The 23,099-nt window shown below is 37.9% G+C and carries 22 protein-coding genes; 14 read left to right on the top strand and 8 right to left on the bottom strand.

Annotated features, from left to right (window positions below; genetic code table 11):
• Positions 1 to 1,095 (bottom strand): efflux RND transporter periplasmic adaptor subunit, encoded by a 1,095-nt coding sequence (locus tag BM327_RS00725; protein ID WP_090245209.1) that lies wholly within the window; start codon positions 1,093 to 1,095, stop codon positions 1 to 3.
• 212 nt (positions 1,096 to 1,307) lie between these two features.
• On the opposite strand from BM327_RS00725, the gene BM327_RS00720 reads away from it, so the two are divergent.
• The 7 genes from BM327_RS00720 (at position 1,308) to BM327_RS00690 (ending at position 8,271) form a co-directional block, all read left to right on the top strand.
• Positions 1,308 to 2,111 carry a helix-turn-helix domain-containing protein gene (locus BM327_RS00720; protein ID WP_090245206.1) on the top strand — a complete coding sequence of 268 codons (804 nt, stop codon included), beginning with the start codon at positions 1,308 to 1,310 and terminating at the stop codon, positions 2,109 to 2,111.
• A 49-nt stretch (positions 2,112 to 2,160) separates the two neighbouring features.
• Positions 2,161 to 2,778, top strand: a complete 618-nt coding sequence (locus tag BM327_RS00715) for a hypothetical protein (protein WP_090245203.1) — start codon at positions 2,161 to 2,163, stop codon at positions 2,776 to 2,778.
• A 296-nt stretch (positions 2,779 to 3,074) separates the two neighbouring features.
• A complete protein-coding gene (locus BM327_RS00710; RefSeq protein WP_090247574.1) occupies positions 3,075 to 3,791 on the top strand; it encodes a pirin family protein in 717 nt (238 codons plus the stop codon).
• A 23-nt stretch (positions 3,792 to 3,814) separates the two neighbouring features.
• Entirely contained in the window at positions 3,815 to 4,333 is a 519-nt protein-coding gene (locus BM327_RS00705) for a YceI family protein (protein WP_211664696.1), read from the top strand.
• 187 nt (positions 4,334 to 4,520) lie between these two features.
• On the top strand, positions 4,521 to 5,654 hold the full coding sequence (locus BM327_RS00700; RefSeq protein ID WP_090245198.1) for an ABC transporter substrate-binding protein: 1,134 nt from the start codon (positions 4,521 to 4,523) through the stop codon (positions 5,652 to 5,654).
• A 2-nt stretch (positions 5,655 to 5,656) separates the two neighbouring features.
• Positions 5,657 to 6,790, top strand: coding sequence for an ABC transporter substrate-binding protein (locus tag BM327_RS00695; protein WP_090245196.1), 1,134 nt, complete (start codon positions 5,657 to 5,659; stop codon positions 6,788 to 6,790).
• Positions 6,787 to 8,271: a sensor histidine kinase gene (locus tag BM327_RS00690; RefSeq protein ID WP_090245193.1), complete on the top strand. Its 1,485-nt coding sequence runs from the start codon at positions 6,787 to 6,789 to the stop codon at positions 8,269 to 8,271. The genes BM327_RS00695 and BM327_RS00690 overlap by 4 nt, the downstream gene beginning before the upstream one ends.
• Positions 8,272 to 8,520: 249 nt before the next feature.
• Here BM327_RS00690 and BM327_RS00685 read toward each other — a convergent pair whose 3' ends face one another.
• A complete protein-coding gene (locus BM327_RS00685) occupies positions 8,521 to 11,901 on the bottom strand; it encodes a methylmalonyl-CoA mutase family protein (protein WP_090245190.1) in 3,381 nt (1,126 codons plus the stop codon).
• Positions 11,902 to 12,049: 148 nt separating this feature from the next.
• On the opposite strand from BM327_RS00685, the gene BM327_RS00680 reads away from it, so the two are divergent.
• From BM327_RS00680 to BM327_RS00665, 5 genes are all read left to right on the top strand, one after another.
• Complete coding sequence (locus BM327_RS00680; protein WP_244526172.1) at positions 12,050 to 12,907, top strand: EamA family transporter; 858 nt, start codon at positions 12,050 to 12,052, stop codon at positions 12,905 to 12,907.
• Positions 12,908 to 12,949: 42 nt separating this feature from the next.
• Positions 12,950 to 13,639 (top strand): SDR family NAD(P)-dependent oxidoreductase, encoded by a 690-nt coding sequence (locus BM327_RS00675; protein ID WP_090245187.1) that lies wholly within the window; start codon positions 12,950 to 12,952, stop codon positions 13,637 to 13,639.
• Positions 13,640 to 13,909 carry a TIGR03643 family protein gene (locus BM327_RS00670; protein ID WP_090245178.1) on the top strand — a complete coding sequence of 90 codons (270 nt, stop codon included), beginning with the start codon at positions 13,640 to 13,642 and terminating at the stop codon, positions 13,907 to 13,909. It begins immediately after the preceding gene.
• 61 nt (positions 13,910 to 13,970) lie between these two features.
• Positions 13,971 to 14,285, top strand: coding sequence for a hypothetical protein (locus BM327_RS15760; protein WP_139230190.1), 315 nt, complete (start codon positions 13,971 to 13,973; stop codon positions 14,283 to 14,285).
• Between the two features lie 172 nt (positions 14,286 to 14,457).
• The gene (locus BM327_RS00665; protein WP_090245176.1) at positions 14,458 to 14,790 is read left to right on the top strand and encodes a hypothetical protein; all 333 of its coding nucleotides are present in this window, start codon (positions 14,458 to 14,460) and stop codon (positions 14,788 to 14,790) included.
• Between the two features lie 48 nt (positions 14,791 to 14,838).
• Here the strand turns inward: BM327_RS00665 and BM327_RS00660 are convergent, their stop codons facing one another.
• The 3 genes from BM327_RS00660 to purL form a co-directional block, all read right to left on the bottom strand.
• Positions 14,839 to 15,039 carry a hypothetical protein gene (locus BM327_RS00660; protein WP_090245173.1) on the bottom strand — a complete coding sequence of 67 codons (201 nt, stop codon included), beginning with the start codon at positions 15,037 to 15,039 and terminating at the stop codon, positions 14,839 to 14,841.
• A gap of 92 nt (positions 15,040 to 15,131) precedes the next feature.
• Entirely contained in the window at positions 15,132 to 16,445 is a 1,314-nt protein-coding gene (rimO, locus tag BM327_RS00655) for a 30S ribosomal protein S12 methylthiotransferase RimO (protein WP_090245171.1), read from the bottom strand.
• 369 nt (positions 16,446 to 16,814) lie between these two features.
• A complete protein-coding gene (gene purL, locus BM327_RS00650; RefSeq protein ID WP_090245169.1) occupies positions 16,815 to 19,055 on the bottom strand; it encodes a phosphoribosylformylglycinamidine synthase subunit PurL in 2,241 nt (746 codons plus the stop codon).
• A gap of 465 nt (positions 19,056 to 19,520) precedes the next feature.
• Between purL and BM327_RS00645 the strand changes: the two genes are divergently transcribed.
• Positions 19,521 to 20,348, top strand: coding sequence for a hypothetical protein (locus BM327_RS00645; RefSeq protein WP_090245166.1), 828 nt, complete (start codon positions 19,521 to 19,523; stop codon positions 20,346 to 20,348).
• 97 nt (positions 20,349 to 20,445) lie between these two features.
• On the opposite strand, the gene BM327_RS00640 is transcribed toward BM327_RS00645, so the two are convergent.
• The 3 genes from BM327_RS00640 to BM327_RS00630 all read right to left on the bottom strand — a co-directional run bounded on the left by BM327_RS00640 (position 20,446) and on the right by BM327_RS00630 (position 22,252).
• Positions 20,446 to 21,282, bottom strand: coding sequence for an SPFH domain-containing protein (locus BM327_RS00640; protein ID WP_090245164.1), 837 nt, complete (start codon positions 21,280 to 21,282; stop codon positions 20,446 to 20,448).
• On the bottom strand, positions 21,272 to 21,472 hold the full coding sequence (locus tag BM327_RS00635; RefSeq protein ID WP_090245161.1) for a hypothetical protein: 201 nt from the start codon (positions 21,470 to 21,472) through the stop codon (positions 21,272 to 21,274). The genes BM327_RS00640 and BM327_RS00635 overlap by 11 nt, the downstream gene beginning before the upstream one ends.
• A gap of 150 nt (positions 21,473 to 21,622) precedes the next feature.
• Positions 21,623 to 22,252 carry a helix-turn-helix transcriptional regulator gene (locus BM327_RS00630; protein WP_244526171.1) on the bottom strand — a complete coding sequence of 210 codons (630 nt, stop codon included), beginning with the start codon at positions 22,250 to 22,252 and terminating at the stop codon, positions 21,623 to 21,625.
• Positions 22,253 to 22,455: 203 nt separating this feature from the next.
• Between BM327_RS00630 and BM327_RS00625 the strand changes: the two genes are divergently transcribed.
• Positions 22,456 to 23,079, top strand: coding sequence for a superoxide dismutase (locus tag BM327_RS00625; protein WP_090245158.1), 624 nt, complete (start codon positions 22,456 to 22,458; stop codon positions 23,077 to 23,079).
• Positions 23,080 to 23,099: the final 20 nt, after the last annotated feature.

Below are 23,099 nucleotides of genomic sequence, written 5' to 3'. Positions count from 1 at the left end.
TTAAGCTTTTTCTGGATTGATTTCCATGCCGGCTTTTAAACCGTTGATTCCACTTGTTACAATTTGATCGCCTACCTTCAAGCCATTTTCAACAATAAAGTATTGTCCGTCATCTGTAGCTACGGTAGTAATGAGTTGTGATTGTACCGTATTATCTGATTGTACCACATAAACAAAGCGTTTGTTTTGTATCTCAAATGTCGCCGCTTGTGGAATTAAGATAACGTCATTTCTCTCCTCCTTGATTTTGATTGTTCCGCTTCCTCCACTCTTCAACAAGAGTTCTGGATTTGGGAAGGTAGCACGCATAACGATGGCACCTGTAGATTTGTCAATGATTCCACTTACGGCATCCAAACTACCTGCATGTGCATAAGGCTGACCATTGGCTAAAATTAAATCTACTTGAGCAGAACTGTCTACGTTAAAATCATTAGTGAAGTCCAAATAGGCCTTTTCGTTTACGGAGAAATAGGTTCTTACCTCAGCATTGTTGGCCAAAATAGTTATGGGTGATGTGCTTGTAGGACTCACTAAACTTCCCTTTCTGTAGGCAATTGTACCGATCACACCATCGCTGGATGCAGTAATTCTACTGTAATCGATGTTGGTTTGCATATTTTTAACGTTGGCTTGCGCTTCTACCAAAGCAGCTTCAGCTGAAGCCAAAGAAAATTCTGCTTGTGTCAACTCAAAATCTCCCACTACACCTTTTTTCACCAAAGGTTTCAAACGACTTACTTCATTATTTGCCGATTGCACCGCAGCTTCAGCAACTTTCACTTTTGCTTTGGCAGAAAGTACTTGCTGTTCAAAATTGTCTGCATTTACTTTGAAAAGAAGTTGACCTTTTTTAACGCGTTGACCTTCATCAACGTAAATCTCTTCCAAGTATCCTTGAATTCTAGGTCTAATCTCTACGATTTCCTTCCCCTCTATACTCACAGGGTAAGTTTGATGTAAAGTTGTATGTTGAAGTGTAATGCTTTGTACAGGAACAGTTTTAGGTCCTGCTTGACCTTTCGCTTGCGGTTTTTCTCCACAAGCACTCATTAAAAGGGCCAATGCACTGGCCACAGTTAGAATACGCATCATATTTCTTAGTTTATTGGGCGAAAATTTTATGCAAACTTAGTATGAGTGCACCTATTTTATTTTATACTTTAGCTTCAATTATTTGTACTAATTGAACATTTGGAAAAATTATCATTTAGTTGACATTCTTTTATTTAAAACAAAACACATGCATTTACAGGTGCTTATAGTATTTTAAACAAAAGTTATATTTTATACAATTCTGAACTCTTATGCTTCACAACTTAGTAGAACTTAATGATATCAACTCCTGTTATTCGCAACGAACCAAGCATTATGACAGACACGATTGCTCTGAAATTTTGTGGATCAATTACATGGAAAAAGGAAGCAGTATAACTGTGGACAGCGATACATTTACGGATCTGAATTACCAGTTCATACTGATAGGAAAAAACCAATATGCGGCATTAAATGGCAGGGCAAAAGGACTCTCCTTGTGTTTGAAAAATGAATTTTTTAGAATGGGTGAATTTAGTACACTTCGCGCCTTATTCTCTCCTTTCGTGAATACACCCGTTCAAGCAAAAGAGGAAGACATTGAGATGTTAGATTCTTTTTTACGACTTTTTCATTTAGAAATCTCCGGAACGAACTATCAACCTATACTTGTTTCACTTCTGGTAGGTCTACTCAATAAAATTTACTTATTAAGACCCATAGAAGGTGCCAGACACAAGCGTTCACGAAGGTTAGAAAAACTCATTGATTTAGTAGAAGAAAATTACACAAAAAACAGAGGAACAAGCTTTTATGCCAAAGAACTTGGAATTACACCCAAACGGTTAAATGAGATTTTAAAGGAAAGAATAGGTGTTACTTTAAATCAATTCATTGCAAATATGATAGTGCTTGAGGCAAAAAGAAGATTGGTTTTAGTGGATAAAAATGTAAACGACATTTCCTACGAGCTGGGCTTCAAAGAACAAGCCTATTTTAGTCGTTTCTTTAAAAAACATACAGGGCAAACACCTACAGAATTTATAAGTAGCACCAATAGACCTACCCTTCCTTAATTTGTAATTGTAGGGGAATACAACTATTTTCGCAGCAAATCTTTAGAGCATGAAAACAGTACTACTTTGGGCAGGGATATCTGGTTTATTTTTTAGTACAGCCAGTACTTCTTACTTCAACTTACCTAAAGTTGAGTTAACCAAAGTAAACTCCAACTTCTTAATAAAGTACATGGAGAACAGGTTACAAGTTTTTCATGACAGTATACCTGCCTATCAACTCGGTGTTAAAGTAGATGGTAAAATCATTAACCCTTACGGCGGTAGTTTTACGCACAAACCCAAAATGGAAGATACTGTGCTCTTTACTGTAGAACATAAAAACACGGGAAAGGTACTGTTCAAAAGACAATTCTTATGTATCTACAAAAGTGGTATAGAGAAATTTACCAATGCTGATACCTTTCAAAATGACGCCAGTTTTAATTTCATTTTAAATAGGGATGCTCAGCGTTTCCTTACTAAAGGTGTAGCCAGTAACTTTGAATTGCACGCGGATAACGTAATTCCTAAGAACCTCACCTTTGAAACTGAAAACTTGGAAGTTGTTTGGGTAAATGACTCTACCCTTTCCATCAAAGCTTTGGAAGAAGGTAAAGCAACTTTACTTATCAGTCATGAAGGTGATTTCGTAAGCAAGAAAGAGTTTCCGGTTAAAGCGAATTAGTCCTCTCCACCCCTAATATCCTCCCTATTTTCCCTTCTCAGTTTGGGCCTTTTTTTAAAATGTCGGATTTTTATAAGTTTTTGTCGTTTTTAAATAGTTACCCGGGTAAGTAAACAACTTAACTTTGTACCCAACAAAGGGAAACCATGAAAAGAGATAAATTTTTAAAAAGCGTTTTTGGAGTGAGTTTACTTGGGATGTTACCCAGTAGCTCCAAAGGTTTGACAAAGGACAACCAAGACGAAAAGTTAAAAATTGAAGGATTTAATCACATCCCTACAAAGGAGGAAAAAAAGATGAATACGATCTTACACAAAGCAGATACGAGAGGTTTGGCCAATCACGGTTGGTTGGTATCCAGACACACCTTTAGTTTTGCCAATTACTACAACCCCGAACGCATGCACTTTGGCGTGTTGCGCGTACTCAACGACGATTTGATTGCCAAGGGAACAGGGTTTCCGAAGCACCCGCACGACAACATGGAAATTGTGTCTATTCCTCTAAAAGGAAATCTAGAACACAAGGACAGTATGGGTAATACAGCCATCATTAAAGAAGGCAACATACAGGTGATGAGTGCTGGAACTGGCGTAATGCACAGTGAGTACAATCAGAGCAAAGAAGAAGATTGTTCCTTTCTACAGATATGGGTGATTCCGAAAAAACGCAACGTTGAACCAAGGTACGACCAGGTGAGTATTTCTGAATTAATGGAGGAGAATGCCTTTAGTCAAATCCTCTCTCCTAACGCTGATGATCAAGGAGTATGGATACATCAAAACGCTTGGTTTCACATGGGTAATTTCGAAGAAAATAAAGAAGGTACTTACACTTTAAAAGATAAAAGCAATGGTGTTTACCTCTTCGTTCTCGAAGGAGAAATGAAGGTTAACGATGACATCACTTTAGAAAAAAGAGATGGACTTGGAATAAAAGATATAGAAGAATTTAAAATAAAAACGAATAAAAAAACCAAGGTACTTGTAATGGAAGTACCAGAATTAATCTAAAAAACGAAGACAAAATGGAAACAATGACAAAAACAGTTTGGGCTGTAGATCCAACGCACACAGATGTAATTTTCAAAGTGAAACACATGATGATTTCAACAGTAACAGGTCACTTTTCTTCTTTCTCAGGAAGTGTTCATGCGAATGAAGAAGATTTCTCTGACATGGAGTTGAAAGCTGAAATCGACATCGATTCTATTCACACAAAAAATGCAGATAGAGATGCGCACTTAAAGTCAGAAGACTTCTTTAATGCAGAACAATATCCTAAAATGACTTTTGTTTCTAAATCATACGATGGAGAAAACTTAGTAGGAGATTTAACGATCAGAGACGTAACCAAAGAAGTTACTTTAAACATTGAGCACAACGGAACAGCAGTAGATCCTTACGGTCAAACAAAAGCAGGTTTCGAAATCACAGGAGAAATCAACAGAAAAGAATTTGGTTTATCTTGGAATGCGGTAACTGAAGCAGGAAACGTAGTAGTTTCTGACAAAATCAAATTGAACATAGAAGCACAGTTTGTAAAGCAAGCATAATAGTAATCCCTTACAAAAGAGGACGTTCGAATTGAACGTCCTTTTTTTTTAATTTACGTTTAACCCCTATTTTACATCGTTCAACAGAAAATATAATCATCTATGTTAAATTACTTTATATTTACCTCGTCTATCCTCGCTTGGCAAAACTGAACTATAACCTCTTTTAAGTGTTAATTTTAGTTATATGAGATTTTCGATTTTCTTGCTGCTTCTTATGTTGTTGGTCTCTTGTACTGAAGAAAGAATCAATGAGGTTCACATAGGGTTTATTGGTCCTCAAACCGCGAGAGCCACCAATTTAGGTATAGCCCCCGGTCAGGCCATGCAACTTGCAATAAAACAATACAACACTTCACGGAAAGAAGGAGAGCCTAAACTCATTCTACACCTTGCAGATGATCAGTGGGACGCGTCTCGTTCTGTCCCCCTATATAATCAACTGAGAACTGAATTTGATATAGACGCCGTTTTCATTAGTAATTCAAATGGTACCATAGCTTTAAAAGATCATTTATTGAAAGACAACCTTATCGCTATTAACCCCTTGAATAATGATGAAGAATTAAGAGAAAACACCAACAACACCTATTTTATAGCCAAACGTACAGAACAAGCCAACAAAGTAATTGCTAATCGCCTACTCCAATTGGGGAAGAAAAAGGTTGCCATTTTTAGACCGGATTACAACTTCTTTGTGGTAGCTGCGCAAACCATAAAAGATGAGTTAGCCCCTCGGGGAATACAAGTTGACATCATCCCCACTAAATTAAATCAGAGAGATTACACTTTAGAATTATCTATGTTGAAAGACGAAGGAATAGAAGCCTACGGTTTTTTTGGATATGTTGAACTAGGTTTTGCCATGCGCCAAGCCAGAGATTTGGGAATAACAGCACCTTTTTTTGGCTGTACAGAGGTCTTGGATGAAAAATTCTACACCTATTCAGAAGGAGCTATTTCTGGAATAGAATTCAGTTACTTTACACGTTTAGATGGTAACCCTACATTGGCCAATGAGTTTTTTGAAAATTTTCGTTTAGAGTACGGTCAAACTCCCCCATCCGACTGGCCACCTATGCAAGCCTATGATGCTATGAACATTTTCATCTCCTGCATAAGAGACATTAACGATTTAGGCCTAAGTAAAAACGAGCTAACGAATCACCTCAACAACAAGCTACAGAACATAAAAAATTACGCAGGTATTTGTGGTTTTTTAAATATGAATACCAATAAAAGTATACAGGGAATTAATTTCAATTTATATCAACTTACGAATAAGGGCGAAACAGAAAAAGTTTTTACCCAGTACCCATAATTATGCATCATTTATTTTCTACCATATTATTCTTTTTAACACTCGTTCTATTTTCGGGATGCACTTCTAAAAAAGTTGAGCAAATAAACATAGCCTACATTGGGCCGCTTAGCGGAACTGCCATAGATTTGGGAGTACCCGCGAAAAATTCTATTGCCCTTTCCATTAAAAAATATAATGCTACAAGAAATGCAGACCAGCCCGAGATAATTTTCCATTGGGCCGATGACAATTGGGAAGGATACAAAGCAGCACATTTGTATGATTCACTCAATGCCTTGCATGACCTTGACATTGTTTTTATAAGTAATACAGAAGGAACCATAGCCTTACAAGACCGCGTGGCAAAGAATAAAGATATATTGATCAATCCTTTGAACAGTGATTCTCTTTTATCTTCCATGAATAAAAACACCTTTACCATTGCTAAAAAAACCGAAGAAGCGAACCAAATTATAGGTTTTAGAATGATAGAGTTAGGACTTAAAAAGAATGCCGTACTCTATTACCCCAACGATTTTATGCAACGTGCTGCACGTTCTGTAGAAGAGGTGATTGAGCATACCAATTACACCTGCACCTTAATTGAAACGCAAAAGGGAGATTCAAATTTTAGAGATGTTTTGCAGCGCTTGAAAGATGAAAACTATGAATCCATTGCCTTTTTTGGTTACGCCAATTTTGGACACGCCATGAAACAGGCACGCGAAATGGGAATTAGTGTACCTTTTTTCGGGAGTACGGTTTTACTCGATACAAACTATTACCTGAACGCACAAGAAAGTATTATAGGCACGGAATGTACCTATTTTAACTTGGCAGATGGAAACTATCCTTTAGCCAAGGAATTTATTTCTCAGTTTTATAAAGAATACAATAGAAAACCTCTGTCTACCTGGCCTGCCTTACAAGCTTGGGATGCCAGCGAAATCATTTTATCTTTTATCAGAGGTGTAAATCAAAGTGAAGACTTTACTGATTTAACCACTTACATTCAGAATTCTTTCGAGGATTTGGAATTTTACCAAGGAGTTTGCGGAAACATCTCTATAGATGAAAATGGAGCAGCTAAAGGAATCTACTTTAGTTTATATGAATATTCTGGTAAAAACTCTTTATCGAAGGTTAGACGATGAAAAAAATCCGCAACATATTATTGTTGAGCTTCTCCCTCTTCTTTGTTTTGCTTGCCGTAGTGTTGGGACTAAACCAGTACCTTTCTTATCATGCAAGTAAGACCAACAAGGTTATCGCTACAGAAATCACCCCTGCTCTCACTAGCATTAAAACCATACATGCTTTGAACAGAGAGGGTATGCTTTTGCTCATTGATAGATGGACAGATAAAAACAACATTAACACCCACAACAGAGTTAAACAAATCTTGGAAGTTGAGATGCCACATGCGCTTAATCAACTGAGAAACTTAAGGGTAAATTCAGCATACAAAACCAAACTCATACGTAAACTTGATACTATTATGAGTAAAATTGAAATCCGGGTTCATCGTATGAATGCCATTTTAATGATTACCCATGATGAAAACGCCATACTGAATTCGACTGAATTAAAGTCCTTGGTAAGAACAGAAATCCCCCTTCTCAGTTTCGAACTTAACAACACATCAACAGAGTTAGAATCCTTGTACACCAAAGATTTAGCACTCCTTCAAAGTAGACTTGAAAAAATATTGAGCAATGCTTCGAATTTCGTACTTATGGCCATTATTATCGGTAGTGTATTTGGGGTCATACTCGTACTTTTAGTAACCAGAACCATAGTCTCCCCCATACAACGATTAATTCAGGCTACAGAAAGTATGCAACCCGGAGAAAGTGTGGAGAAACTAGACATAGAAAAACCTGAAGAACTCGCTGAATTGTCGAAATCCTTTAACCGTATGTCTAACAACTTGGCCTATAGTTACAATGAAATTCAAAAGAAAAATGAGGAACTCGAACAATTCGTTTACATCACTTCTCATGATTTACAGGAACCACTAAAAACTTTAAATACCTTAACTGAAAGACTTCAACTCAAGGCTAAAAATGATTTAGATCCTACCTCAAAAAAGTTCTTAGAATATATCAATACCTCTACCCATAGAATGAGCGCTATGGTGAATGGTTTAATGGAACACAGTAAACTTGGAAACCAAAGTGAAATCGGAGAAGTAGATCTCAATAAAGTGGTGGAAGATGTGAAAATGGATTTAAGTATTTCTATACAAGAAACGATCACTCAATTTCAAACAGAAAAACTTCCTATAGTTAAAGGGTATCCGGTAGAATTACACCTTTTATTCCAGAACATCATTTCTAACGCCATAAAATTTAGGTCAAAAAATAGAATACCAAACATTTCTATTTCCTGCACAGAAAATGATAATTACTACATTATCTCTATTACGGATAATGGTATAGGTTTAAATCCAAAATACAAGGATAAAGTGTTTGCCATGTTCCAGCGCCTTCACGGTCAGGATGAATACAAAGGAACGGGAATAGGTTTGGCTCACTGTAAGAAAATTGTGGATTTACACAGAGGAACCATAGACATTAACGGTGAAATTGACCAAGGAACAACGGTTTCTTTCTGTATTTCAAAATATTTATAACGAAAGAAATCAAGCTAAAATAACTGCGCTAAATACTTGATAAGGGCTGCTTCATTGATTTGAAGTGGTCTTTTTTAATTCAATAATTCAAAGATTTGATGATTTGAAGGATTTGAAGGATTTGATCATTTGAAAAATTCCTTAACACAATTCAACCTCTAGGTATCTAGAAATCTAGCTGTCTTATCATCTCAACAAAAAAGGCCATCCTTGCGGACAGCCTTTTCAATATCAGTTATAGTAATTTGCTTACATGTTTCTTCTGTACTGACCACCCACCTCGAATAAGGCTTCAGTAATCTGTCCTAAAGAAGCGTGCTTACATACTTCCATCAATTGTTCGAAGATGTTTTCGTTAGAAATGGCTGCGTTTTGAATTTTCGCAATTCCTTCTTCTATCTTCTCTTCTTTTACATTGTGCAATGCAGACAACATATCAATTTGGTAATCTTTCTCTTCTTTGGTTGCTCTAATCACCTCTTTCGGCAATACCGTTGGCGAACCTTTAGACGATAAGAAAGTATTTACACCAATGATAGGGAATTCACCTGTGTGCTTTAATGTTTCGTAATACAAGCTTTCTTCTTGAATTTTAGAACGTTGGTACATCGTTTCCATCGCTCCTAATACACCACCTCTTTCAGTGATTCTATCAAACTCTGTCAATACCGCTTCTTCTACTAAATCTGTTAACTCTTCAATGATGAATGAACCTTGTAACGGGTTTTCATTCTTTGCCAATCCTAACTCACGGTTAATGATCAACTGAATGGCCATTGCTCTACGAACAGACTCCTCTGTAGGCGTTGTAATTGCCTCATCGTAAGCATTCGTGTGTAATGAGTTACAGTTATCGTAAATCGCGTACAATGCCTGTAGCGTTGTACGGATATCGTTGAAGTCTATCTCTTGTGCGTGTAATGAACGTCCAGAAGTTTGGATGTGGTATTTCAACATCTGTGCTCTTGGGTTGGCTCCGTATTTTTTCGCCAAAGCTTTGGCCCAAATTCTACGTGCAACTCTACCAATTACTGCGTATTCTGGATCAATACCATTCGAGAAGAAGAACGATAAGTTCGGTCCGAAAGCATTGATGTCCATACCTCTACTCAAGTAGTACTCTACATACGTAAATCCATTTGCCAATGTAAAGGCCAACTGTGTAATTGGGTTGGCTCCTGCTTCTGCAATGTGGTAACCAGAAATAGATACAGAATAGAAGTTTCTTACACCTTTATCGATGAAGTACTGTTGTACGTCACCCATTAAACGCAAGGCAAATTCTGTAGAGAAAATACAGGTGTTCTGTGCTTGATCTTCTTTTAAGATATCGGCTTGAACTGTACCTCTAACCTTCGTTAACGTATCTGCTTTAATTGTTGCGTAAACATCTGCTGGTAATACTTGATCACCTGTTACACCCAACAACATCAATCCTAAACCATCGTTACCTTCTGGTAATTCTCCTTGGTAAGTAGGACGTAAGTCTTCTTTCCCTTTGTAAATCGCTTTGATTTTCGCTTCAACTTCAGCTTCTAGACCATTTGCTTTGATGTACTTCTCACATTGCTGATCGATGGCAGCATTCATGAAGAAACCTAACAACATAGGCGCTGGCCCGTTGATGGTCATAGATACAGATGTTTTAGGATCTGCTAAGTCGAAACCAGAGTATAATTTCTTGGCATCATCTAAACAACAGATAGAAACTCCGGCGTTACCAATTTTTCCGTAAATATCCGGACGAATCGCTGGATCATTACCGTATAAAGTAACTGAGTCAAATGCCGTTGACAAACGTTTGGCTGGCATACCTAAACTCACGTAGTGGAAACGCTTGTTGGTACGCTCTGGTCCACCCTCTCCGGCGAACATACGTGTTGGATCTTCTCCTTCACGTTTGAATGGGAACAAACCAGAAGTGTAAGGGAATTCTCCCGGTACATTTTCTTGTAAAGTCCACTTTAATATATCTCCCCAAGATCTAAACTTCGGCAAAGCAACTTTTGGAATTTGAGAGTGAGAAAGCGACTCTGTGTGCGTTTCTATGCTTAATTCCTTATCTCTTACCTTAAATTTAAATACGGGCTCTGTGTATTTTTTCACCTTATCTCCCCAGGTCTGCAATGCTTCCCAGTTGTGTGGATCTAAGTTTAACTTTTCTTTTTCGAAAGACTCTTGTAACCCTTTGATTAATCTGTCTTTGTCTTCGACATCCATTTCAGAAATCGTATCGATAGAACGTTGGATACTGTACAATCTATCTGCCGTTTCCACTTGTTGCTCTACCCATTTGTCGTACGCTCTGTTGTTTTCAGAAATCTCAGACAAGTAACGTGTACGCTCTGGTGGAATTACAAATATCTTTTCAGACATCTCTTTTGTAATCTCAAAAGTAGACTCCAACTTAAATCCAGCTTTCTCCTTCAAAGTATCCATCAACACCGTATATAAAGTGTTCATTCCTGGATCGTTGAATTGAGAAGCAATAGTTCCATGAACCGGCATGCTATCTACATCCGCATCCCACAATTGGTGGTTACGTTGGTATTGCTTACGTACGTCGCGTAACGCATCTAATGCTCCGCGCTTGTCAAATTTGTTCAATGCAATTACATCGGCGAAATCTAACATGTCAATTTTCTCCAATTGCGTAGCGGCACCGTATTCTGGTGTCATTACATATAAAGAAACATCAGAGTGATCTAAAATTTCTGTATCCGACTGACCAATACCAGAAGTTTCCAAAATGATTAAATCGTACTGAGCTGCTTTTACCACTTGTAAAGCTTCTGCAACGTGCTTAGACAACGCCAAGTTAGACTGACGTGTTGCTAAAGATCGCATGTAAACTCTAGGATTTTTAATAGAGTTCATTCGAATTCTATCTCCTAATAAAGCTCCACCTGTTTTACGCTTCGATGGGTCAACAGAAATTACAGCGATGTTTTTCTCTGGGAAATCGATCAAGAATCTTCTTACCAATTCATCTACCAAAGAAGACTTACCTGCACCACCTGTACCTGTAATACCCAATACTGGCGTATCTATTTTCTCGGCCATGGCGTGTACTTCATCCAAAATCGCTTTCGATTCTTCTGGGAAGTTTTCTGCTGCAGAAATTACACGTGCAATGCTGTGTGCATCTTTCGAAGTAATTTTCGCTACCGCTCCATTTACTTGGTCTCCTACTGGGAAATCACTTTTCTGAATCAAATCATTGATCATTCCTTGTAAACCTAATTCACGTCCATCATCTGGGTGGTAAATTCTTGTTATACCGTAGGCTTGTAATTCTTCTATTTCTGAAGGAAGAATGGTTCCTCCACCTCCACCAAAGATCTTGATGTGTGGTGCACCCTTCTCTTGCAAAAGGTCGTACATGTACTTAAAGTATTCTGTATGTCCCCCTTGGTAAGAAGTCATTGCAATAGCTTGTGCATCTTCTTGAATTGCACAGTCTACTACCTCTTCCACACTTCTATCGTGACCTAAGTGAATCACCTCACAACCTGTAGATTGGATGATTCTTCTCATTATATTGATGGCTGCATCATGCCCGTCAAACAAAGACGCTGCTGTAACTATACGTACTTTGTTTTGCGGTTTATAAGGAGCTATTTTTTCCATAGTTTGTATCGTTATTGGTGTGGCAAATATAGGGTTTTAAAGCCATTTTGTAAAGGGCTTAAAGCGTAAAGCGCATTACCTTACTAACAGATAATTAACAAGTCAAAAAACTATTTGTTTTCACGGCTAAAATCTCCACTTTTGTGGGGTGGAAAAATTAAAGGGATCACTCTACGTTGGATTAGCTGCAGCCAGCTACGGCGTATTGGCGAGCATCGTAAAGTATGCCAATATTCATGGAGTACATATGAGTTTACTTACTGGCGGACAATTCTTCTTTGGTCTACTCCTCCTCTTTTTCCTACAACGGCGAGAAAAAACAAGTCCGAGTCTAAAAGACAAAAGAAGCTTACTCCTCTACGGTTTATCCTTCGGAGCTACAAGTATATTCTACTACGTTTCATTATTATACATCCCCGTTTCCTTGGCCATTATTTTATTGATGCAAGCGATTTGGATGGGAGTAGTATTAGAGATCATTCAACACAAAAAATTAGAGGTAAAGAAAATTTTCGGAGCGCTGCTAGCCATACTTGGAACTTTATTCGCAGCGGATATTTTTGATGTTTCTACGCGCCTCGATGCTAAAGGAATCTTGTTTGGAGTATTGGCAGCGATGAGTTATACGTGTAACATGTATGCCTCCAATAAAGTAGCTCCCCATGCGGGTAATTTAAAGCGAAGCTTTTATTTTATTTTGGGTGGTAGCATTACCGTAATCAGCTATTGGAATTTGGATTTAATCCATTATTTCTCTGTACAAGACTTTCTGATTTGGGGAATTCCTTTAGCACTATTTGGTACCATCATACCTCCCATATTGTTTACCATGGGTATGCCCAAGATAGGTACCGGCCTGGGTGGAATTATATCTTCTTTCGAAATACCAGTTTCTTTGGCTTGTGCCTATTTTATTTTGGGTGAAAAACTCAACTTACTGCAGTGGCTGGGTGTCCTCATCATACTATTTTCCATTCTTTTGATCAATTTGAATAAAAAAGCTTAGAACATTTGTAGCTTACGTGTGTTATGAAAGAAAAACAAACACGTGAAAAATTATTTAATTGTAGGAGCATCTTCTGGCATAGGTAAAAGCATAGCTGAACAATTGGCCAAGGAAAATCAAATTTTTGGAACGTATAGAAATACAGCTGTAGACATCGCCCAAAACATACACTATCATTATTTAGACGTGATGAGTGATGAAAAAGACCTCAGTTTTCTACCCGATACATTAGACGGATTAGTTTACTGCCCTGGTACCATCAACCTTAAACCTTTTAAACGCTTTTCTGCAGATGATTTTGTAGACGATTTTAAACTTCAAGTGAGTGGTGCCGTTGATATTATTCAACAATGTTTACCTCAATTGCAGAAATCCAAACAATCGAGTATCATCCTCTTTTCTAGCGTAGCCGCTCAAACAGGATTTAATTTTCACACACAAGTTTCTGCCTCGAAAGGAGCCATAGAAGGTTTTGCAAAAGCTCTGGCTGCAGAATTAGCACCCGGTGTTAGAGTGAACGTTATAGCGCCTTCTCTCACCCACACCCCTTTGGCCAGTGCCTTATTAAACACAGAGAAAAAGATAGAAGCCAATGCCGATCGTCACCCTTTGAAGAGCATAGGCCAAAGCGAAGATATAGCACACCTTGCTTGCTTCTTATTGAGTGATAAAGCCAAATGGATTACCGGACAAATACACCACATTGATGGTGGAATTTCAACCTTAAGATAAATGGAACTTACAGCTAGAAACATAGACAGAATCATAGAAATGGCATGGGAGGATAGAACGCCCTTCGATGCCATTGAGTTTCAATTCGGACTCCCGGAACAAGAGGTTATTAAATTAATGCGCCGAGAACTGAAAGAAAAGAGTTTTAAACGCTGGCGTCGCCGTGCCCAACAAAGAGGTAAGCTAAAACACCGTGCCTTAAGAAGTGATGAAGTTAAACGATTCAAGTGCTCACGTCAGCGAAGTATAAGTCAAAATAAAATCACCTAACATCCAAATCAACTTTTCATGCGTAGGTATGTGTAACCGAATTCAAAACACCCCATATCGCATGAATTATCCATTAAACAAACATTTGTTTTTCTGGTGCTTCTTAATACTAGGAAGCTTCACCCTAGTGGTCATCACCTACATTTGGCACCTGGAAACACATCCCTACCCGAGTTATAATTTCATAGACTATATCAGCTATGGACTTTATGATATACTCAACTTCCCCTTTCAGTTTATCTACCAAAAACTAATCAGCATGGAATTGCTATCTCCATCTATTAGTTGGTTTTTTATAGGTACGCTCTTGAACAACATCTTGTATGCTTTTTTCATAGAACGACTGGCAAAACTGATAGAGCTTTTAAAAAATTAATGTTCATTCTTTAATACATATACTAGAAATATTAACGTAGCTACAATAGAACTAACGAAACTTACCGTTAAAAAACTAAAAGCTACTCTTTACATATTATCCGTACATAACAGGCAACTAATTCGCCCTTGCTGCGTATTTTTGTGGCAAGCCCTAAATCTGAAAATAGACAATGAAAAAAATTGTAAAACAAACGAAAAAACCTTTCAACAAAACCTTACTCCTAGTCACCTTTCTAGTTTTTGCTGGATTAATCTTCTTTAGCTTTTTACAAGCGTGGAATGCAGAAGTACAGTTAAACAATGTAAGTGCAGTTACTTTATTCTTTGCAGAGAGTTATGACTTATTGCGCTACCCCTTACATTCTTTACTGAACCCTTTTGTTGACCTAACAGAAGGAAGTGGTGTCTTCATGTATTTTCTTTTCTTAATCTTAAATGCAGCCTTGTATGCCGTAGTTTTTGAACGCGCTTACAACCTAATGCTTATTAAGAAAAGAAGATAACACGGGTTAATATTAACAGGAGCCGGAGTTTTAAAGCTTCGGCTTTTTTTATGGCTTGTTAAAATAGATCAAAGAAAAAGTAAATATACTCATTGCCACAAGTGCACCAGCCGCAATGATAGATTCTCCTTCATCCCCATTATGTGCATTAACTAGAAACACGTAAAACAATATAAAGATACCTATCATTAAAAATAGGTTGATTCTTCGTTTCGTATATATCTGTTGATTGTCTTTTGGTGATTGCATGCTTTAAGTTTGATTCGAAAATAATCATTTATTGGTACAAAAAAACGCCAAGACTTTCATCCTGGCGCTTTCTAAATATTTTCTAAGTGAGCTTATTCTACCACAGTACCGTATAAATCGTAGTGATCTGCAGAATTGATTTTCACATTTGCGAAATCTCCAATTCTAACGTAAGCATCTGCTTTCTTCACCAATACTTCGTTATCTACCTCTGGAGAATCGTATTCTGTTCTACCAATGAAGTAATCTCCCTCTGCTCTATCAAACAATACTTTAAATTCCTGACCAATTTTCTTCTGGTTCAATTCGTAAGAAATACCACTTTGCAATTCCATAATGGCATCTGCTCTCTCACGCTTAATTTGATCTGGAACATCGTCCGTAAAGTTAAAGGCGTGGGTATTTTCCTCGTGCGAGTAAGTAAAGATTCCCAATCTGTCAAATCTTGACTTCTCTACCCAATCATACATTTCTTGGAAATCCGCTTCTGTTTCTCCTGGGTAACCAGAAATCAAAGTCGTTCTCAACGCGATGTCTGGAACTTTATTTCTAATTTGGTCTACTAACTCTTCTGTTTTCTCACGCGTAATACCTCTACGCATGGCTTTCAACATATTTGTTGATCCGTGCTGAAGTGGCATATCCAAATAATTACAAACGTTACTTCTGTTGTTCATTACATCCAATACATCCATAGGGAAACCAGATGGGAACGCGTAGTGCATACGTATCCATTCTATTCCTTCTACGTCAGATAAACGATCAACCAACTCGGCCAAGTTTCTTTTCTTGTACAAGTCCAACCCGTAATACGTCAAGTCTTGAGCAATCAACATCAATTCTTTCACCCCTTGAGAAGCCAAAGATTTTGCATTGCTTACCAATTGTTCTATGGGTGTAGAAACGTGTTTTCCACGCATCAATGGAATGGCACAAAAAGAACAAGGTCTATCACATCCTTCTGCAATTTTGAAATAAGAGAAGTGAGAAGGTGTAGTTAACAAACGCTCCCCTACCAACTCGTGCTTGTAATCTGCCTTTAAGGTCTTTAACAAACGTGGCAATTCTCTGGTACCGAAAAACGCATCAACTTCTGGAATCTCCTCTGTTAATTCATCTCTGTAACGTTCAGACAAACAACCTGTCACGTAAACTTTGTCTACCTGACCGTCTTTTTTTGCCTCCGCGTAACGTAAAATTGTGTCTATAGATTCTTGCTTAGCATTGTCTATAAAACCACAGGTATTGATAATAACGATTTCCGAATCATCCTGCTTTGCCTCGTGCTCAACTTCAAACTTATTAGCCTTCAATTGCGCCATCATCACTTCAGAATCGAAAATGTTTTTCGAACATCCCAAGGTAACTACATTTACCTTATTCTTTTTGAGCGTCTTCGTTTTCATGCCGCAAAGATAGGTCATTATTTATGAATGCAAAGCATACTCTGGTTTACATTCTTTAAGATTCTTTAGATTATCTGGCAAATCCCTTCATTCACCATTCCGGGTCGGGTCAACGCTATTAGTACGGGTAGGCTTCAACTTAAAATACTACAAGCAAGAAGGGCTTCTTACAGTCGCCCTTTTCCTTTGTGTATTTTCAACCTTTCTTCCCACCCTAGCTAGCCGCTTATCCCCCTATTTGAGCAAGAGTAAGGAGCAAGAGTATGGAGAGGAGTTGTGAGTAAAGAGTAAGAGCCATTCGAATAATTACAAAAAAAAGAGGCTACTCTTTCGAATAGCCTCTTTCTATATTTTTTATTTAAGCGCTGCTTAAGCCTCCATGTGTTGACCTAAAGCGTTGTCGTAAATATCTTTTGCTTCTTGGATAAATCCGTAGTGCTCTTCATCGATCACCATTTTACCTTTAGTAACGTGACCTAACAATGTGAAGTTCGTTCCAGAATTCATCATGTACTCGATAAATGCATCTTCGTTGTCTTCGTTCACTGTAACTACAACTCTTGATGCAGCTTCACCGAATAAGTAAGCATCTTCTCTTACTTCGCTATCTGTAACGATGTCGAATCCTAACTCATTTGGCATCGCCATTTCAGTCAACGCGATGAACAATCCACCATCTGCAACGTCGTGAGCTGCATTAATCATTTGGTTTTGGATCAATCCTTTCACTGTTTCTTGTAATTGGAATTCTTTCTCGATATCGAAGTGAGGAGCTGGAGATGCTTTCACACCGTGGTAAGAAGCTAAGTACTCAGAAGAAGCGATATCTTCTGGAGTTTCACCCAAGATAAAGATCAAATCACCTTTTTGTTTAAAGTCAAGGCTCATTACTTTGCTCTTATCGTGTACCAAACCAATCATACCAATAGTTGGCGTTGGGAAAACAGGCTCTTCTTTACCATCTAATACAGTCTGGTTGTAGAAAGAAACGTTACCACCTGTTACCGGAGTTTTGAATTTCTCACAAGCCTCAGACATACCTTTGATAGCTCCAACAAACTGCCAGTAAGATTCTGGGTTGTATGGGTTACCAAAGTTCAAACAGTTTGTAATTGCTGAAGGCTCACCTCCAGAACAAACGATGTTACGTGCTGCCTCAGAAACTGCAATTGCAGTACCTACGTGTGGATCAGCGTGTACATATCTTGAGTTACAATCAACTGTCATCGCCAATGCTTTATCAGAACCTTTGATGTTCACGATTCCTGCATCTGCTGGACGGTTAGTTGTCATTGTTTTCGTACCTACCATAGAATCGTATTGCTCGTAAACCCAACGTTTGCTTGCAATGTTCGGGTGCTTTAACAAGTGAATAGCAACCTCTTTTAAATCTTCTGGTTGTTTAACGTCATTGATGTTAAACTTCTTGTACTCTTGGTAGTAAGCTGGCTCAGAGTATTCTCTGATGTAAACTGGTGCTCCACCACCCAATACTAATGATTCTGCTGGTACATCTGCTACCAACTCATCATTCATATAGTAATTAATTCTTCCACCTTCAGTAACTACACCGATTTGCTCTGCGTGTAAATCCCACTTGTCGAAGATGTCTTTTACAACTTGTTCTCTACCTTTCTTCACAACCACCAACATACGTTCTTGTGATTCTGATAAAAGGATTTCGTAAGGCAACATGTTTTCTTGACGTGTTGGTACTTTATCTAACCAAATATCCATACCTACGTTATCTCCAGCTGCAGACATTTCACAAGAAGAACAAGTAATACCTGCTGCTCCCATATCCTGCATACCAACGATAGCGTCAGTTTCTGCCAACTCCATTGTTGCTTCTAATAACAATTTCTCTTGGAAAGGGTCACCCACCTGTACTGATGGTAAATCGTCTGCTGATTCCTCTGTAATATCTTTCGATGCGAATGCTGCTCCAGCAATACCGTCTTTACCTGTAGAAGAACCTACGATGTAAACCGGGTTACCTGGTCCTGCAGAAGTTGCAGAAATTACTTTAGAAGGATCCATGATCCCTGCAGAGAATGCGTTTACCAATGGGTTTTGGTTGTACGACTCATCGAAGAATACTTCTCCACCAACGATAGGAATACCGAAAGAGTTACCGTAGTCACCAATACCTTTAACCACACCTTTTACTAACCATTTTGTTCTATCCTCTTCGATAGATCCAAAACGTAAAGAGTTCAATTGCGCTACCGGACGTGCACCCATAGTAAAGATATCACGGTTGATACCTCCAACTCCTGTTGCAGCACCTTGGTAAGGCTCTAATGCACTCGGGTGGTTATGTGATTCAATTTTAAATACACAACCTAATCCATCACCTAAATCAACTAAACCAGCGTTTTCTTCACCAGCTTTTACCAACATGTGCGGACCATCCTTTGGTAATTGCTTTAACCAGTGTATAGAGTTTTTGTATGAACAGTGTTCACTCCACATTACTGAATAAATACTTGTTTCTGTGAAATTTGGGGTTCTTCCCAAAATTTCTTTAATCATATCAAATTCTTCTGGACGAAGTCCGAGCTCTACAGCTTGCTCTACTGTAGCTTCTTGATTTATTGTGCTTTCCATAGAAGTGTTATAAAATCTTTTGCAAAGATAATTATTCTTTGGGTTGTATCCATAAAATTATCAAGAGATATTCACAATGGAATTTGGAGAGGGGGTAAAATGGATTCAAAAATTCAAAGATTCAACAATTCAATAATTCAAGGATTTGAATGATTTGATGGATTTGAAGGATTTGATGATTTGAAGTCCGGGTTGAAGTGATTTAATGATTTAAGCATCAACCTAAGGTTGATTATTTAAAGATTTAAAGAACTATGATGGGTTATTTCATCTTAAACATCTGGCGGTCTTTAGTCTAAACTGAAATGAATCACATCCTCAATACTCCCTACTCACACTCAATACTGTCTCGACTCACTCTCCCTACTCTCTACTCACACTCAATACTGACTTGTATTGTACCCAAAAGTGAGTATTTTTTAGGTTTCATTTTTTGATGTGCTACTTCTCCTTTACTTTTAAAACATGAAAAAGACCTCACTGCTCTTGGGTTCCCTTTTAGTTCTCTTCTTATTTGGAGGATGTACTAAAAAATGGAAATACGAACATTTCCCCAATATTATACGCTTGGTATTGCCGGAAGATTGTCAAGAATGCGCCATAGTTTTACATGAAATAGGTATAAACCTCGACGAGGAATATCTCGAAGCTCGAAGAATTGGTGATGAAGACGAACCGGATGGTTACAGTTATTACTCCTACCAACCGGGGGCCTCAGTCGAAGACAACACGGTAGAACTCTATATAGATTGGAGTGATTATAGTCCTTATGTTGAGCCTAAATCTAAGAACATGGAGCTTTCTATTTTTAATGATATTTACTCTTTATCTAACGGTAGAGAACGCATTGCAAGTCAGGAAGCTGAATTTAAACCCAAAGCAATTTACGATTGGGATCCTGATAAAGGTATTTTTGAAGATACAGGTGAAAAAACTGAAAAATTAGAACCAGAAAGTTCTTCTTCTTCTTCCAGTGCGTGTATTGTTGGTACTTGGAGTAGACCAGTTGACGATTGTGACAATCCCAGCGCCATTGATAAATTCACTTTTAACGCAAATGGGTCTGGACAAAAAATCACGTATATAGTTGAAGGATATGGCGGTAATTGTCAAATTCTTTGTAAAGTCACTTTCTATTACAATTGGACCTATAGTGGAACTACATTGACATTAGACTACACGGATGTAAGTACGTCTTGTGGCCAAAATCCAGCAACACCAGGGTCTGACAGTCCAACAGTAACGTGCAGTGGTTCTTCCATATCTGTAAATGGACACACATTTTCGAAATAAAAATTTCAATCAAGATTCTTCATAAAAAAAATCCTCCCACCCTATTTTAGCAAGGGCAAGGGAGGATTTCGTGATTTAGGTAGTTGAACTGGATCTATTAGTTGGGCTTAAGAATGCTGATACTCTTATCTCCGAACACGTTATTTTGTCCGTAAGGAGAACCTGTTCCGTCCCATTTCTCCCACTTTTTAAGCTCTATATATTGTGGGTTTTTAGAAATTTGCTCGGCTTCCAATTGAATAGCTTCAGCTTTAAAGCGCGCAGAGACTACTAATGCTGAGTCACCTCTTGCCTTTTCAATTTTAGCATTGGCCAAATATTCTTCTTCTTTCTCTTTCTCTTTGGCTGTAAGGTTTTTCTGCTTTTGCGTTTCCTTCACTGTAATTTGCTGCGCAATGTTTTCGGGTAAATTCACATCTGCAATTTCCACGTAATGCAACTCTATGAAGTTTCCTTGGAAATCATTCTTTAAAATTTCCTCTATCTCATTTTCCAACACCTCTCGCTTCGAAGAATAAACCTGTTCGTAGGTATATCTACCGATGACATCTTTTATAGCACCTTTTGCTTTATCATCAATAAAACTTACATACCCCGGACCGTGTTTTAAGTGCAAATTGGGTGTGTGTCCTTTTTGTGCAGAATAGTTCACCGCAACATCAACTCTCACTTCCGTACCGTTCAAGTCCATCACCTCTTGGTTATAACCTTTAGACAATTGTCTAACATTATAGGTGATCATCTCGTTCCAAGGAGCAATAAAACGCGTACCTTCTGTATAGGTAACATTAGTATCTACCCCCGTTGTATACGGCTTGTACACAAAACCTTCTTCACCCGGTTCTACATCTTGCCACGAATTGAAAAAGATGATTACTGCCACAAAGGCCAGTACTCCTAATCCGATGTACTTCACTAAATTTTTACTTTCCATAATTGTCTTTTCTGTTTTGTTTTTTAACGAAATCTATACTTAAATAAATGATGGCCATGTTTGCCAAAAGCACAAATACTTTAATCATAGGTGGAGTTTTAAAAAGCCACCTCAAACTCACATAAGCAGAGCCTGCAATGAATAAAGCTGCCAAGGCAATTCTAAAGCGCTGTTTTGTTTTTGTATCCATGCTAATTATTTTAGCACAATATACAACTTTTTTTGAGATATTTAAATGTAATGTCAAAAATCTTGACACAATAAAACTCCAACACCACGTAAACACGCTGTAAAACAGGAGAATAGCAAGAAATAAAAATGCTAATATTTTTAGATAAAATTAAGATTTAGGGGTGATCTTGTACACACAACGTTTACCTTCACTGAGTATGTGCTTGGTGCGTTCTACTTGAAATTCATCTCCCAATAATTGTTTAAAGTTATTGAGCTCCGCAGCGCAAAAACCTTGACATTCTCTGGCGGCAGAACAAATGGGACAGTGATTTTCTATTAAGTAGTAGCTCCCGTCTTTCTCTTCCCAACTGGCCATGTAACCTTCTTTGGTTCTCAGTTGACTCAACAGGCTTAACTTTTCTTCAACTATTTCCTTCTGATCCAATTTGGAAGCATAACGTTGATAGTTTACCTTCTCTCTATTTTCAATGAGTTGATCCAAGGCGCTTTCTCCCAAAAGTTCTTTTACAGATTGTAAGAGTTCTACAGTAACTTGTGCATGTGTATCTGGAAATTGCGCATCTCCCTTTTCGGTTAACCTATAATATTGCACAGGTCTACCAACACCCGACTTATTTGCATAACCTTCTATCCAACCACCTTTTTCGAACTTCAACAAATGCTGACGTGCACCTTCCTTGGTAATACTCAAAGCTTTCGCCAACTCGGCTGCATTAATTTCATCATGCAATTTGATTTGTTCCAATACCTTTATAAGAAGATTGTCTTTTTCCACGCTACTACTTTTCTAATGTTCTGTTCTTACCTAATACTAGGATGATGATGTAAAGTTAGTATTAAGCCAGGAGCTATCACAATCAAAGCACATGAAAAATTGTCACGAAAATGATAAACGAATCAATAAAACAAGTAAACACTTGTTTTATTTCAAGAACCCTGTAATTTTGTGGCAAGTAAAAAATAAAAAAACAAAGAAATATGAAATATACATTGCCTGCATTATCCTATGCACACGACGCTTTAACACCACACATTGACGAAGAAACAATGAAAATTCACCACGGTAAACACCACCAAGGTTACGTGGATAAATTAAACGCTGCTTTAGAAGCAACACCAGCTCAGCACGACAATCTAGAAGACATTCTTCGCAATATTAGTACTTACTCAACAGCAGTAAGAAATAATGGTGGTGGTCATTACAACCACAGCTTATTCTGGGAAATTTTATCTCCTACACCACAGAACTTACCTACCGGAGAATTAGCTGACGCGATCACTCGTAAGTTTGGAAGTTTCGAAAATTTCCAAGAACAGTTCAACAACGCAGGAGCAACACAATTTGGTTCTGGATGGGCTTGGTTATTGGTGAAATTCAACGGTGAATTAGAAGTTTCTTCTACAGCAAATCAAGATAATCCCTTAATGGACACGAATCCTACAAGCCAAGGATATCCTATCGTTGGAATTGACGTTTGGGAGCATGCTTATTATTTAAATTATCAAAACAGACGTCCTGATTACTTAAACGCATTCTGGTCTGTTTTAGACTGGGCTGTAGTTGAGAAAAAATATCAAGAAGCCTTGGCGAAAATTAAATAATTCGAATGGTTTACACCGGG

The sequence above is a fragment of the Lishizhenia tianjinensis genome (genome assembly GCF_900116425.1).
In the GTDB taxonomy this organism is placed as follows: Bacteria; Bacteroidota; Bacteroidia; order Flavobacteriales_D; family Crocinitomicaceae; genus Lishizhenia; species Lishizhenia tianjinensis.
Note: the sequence above shows the minus strand (reverse complement) of the source record. Positions and strands in the feature narration are given on the sequence as shown.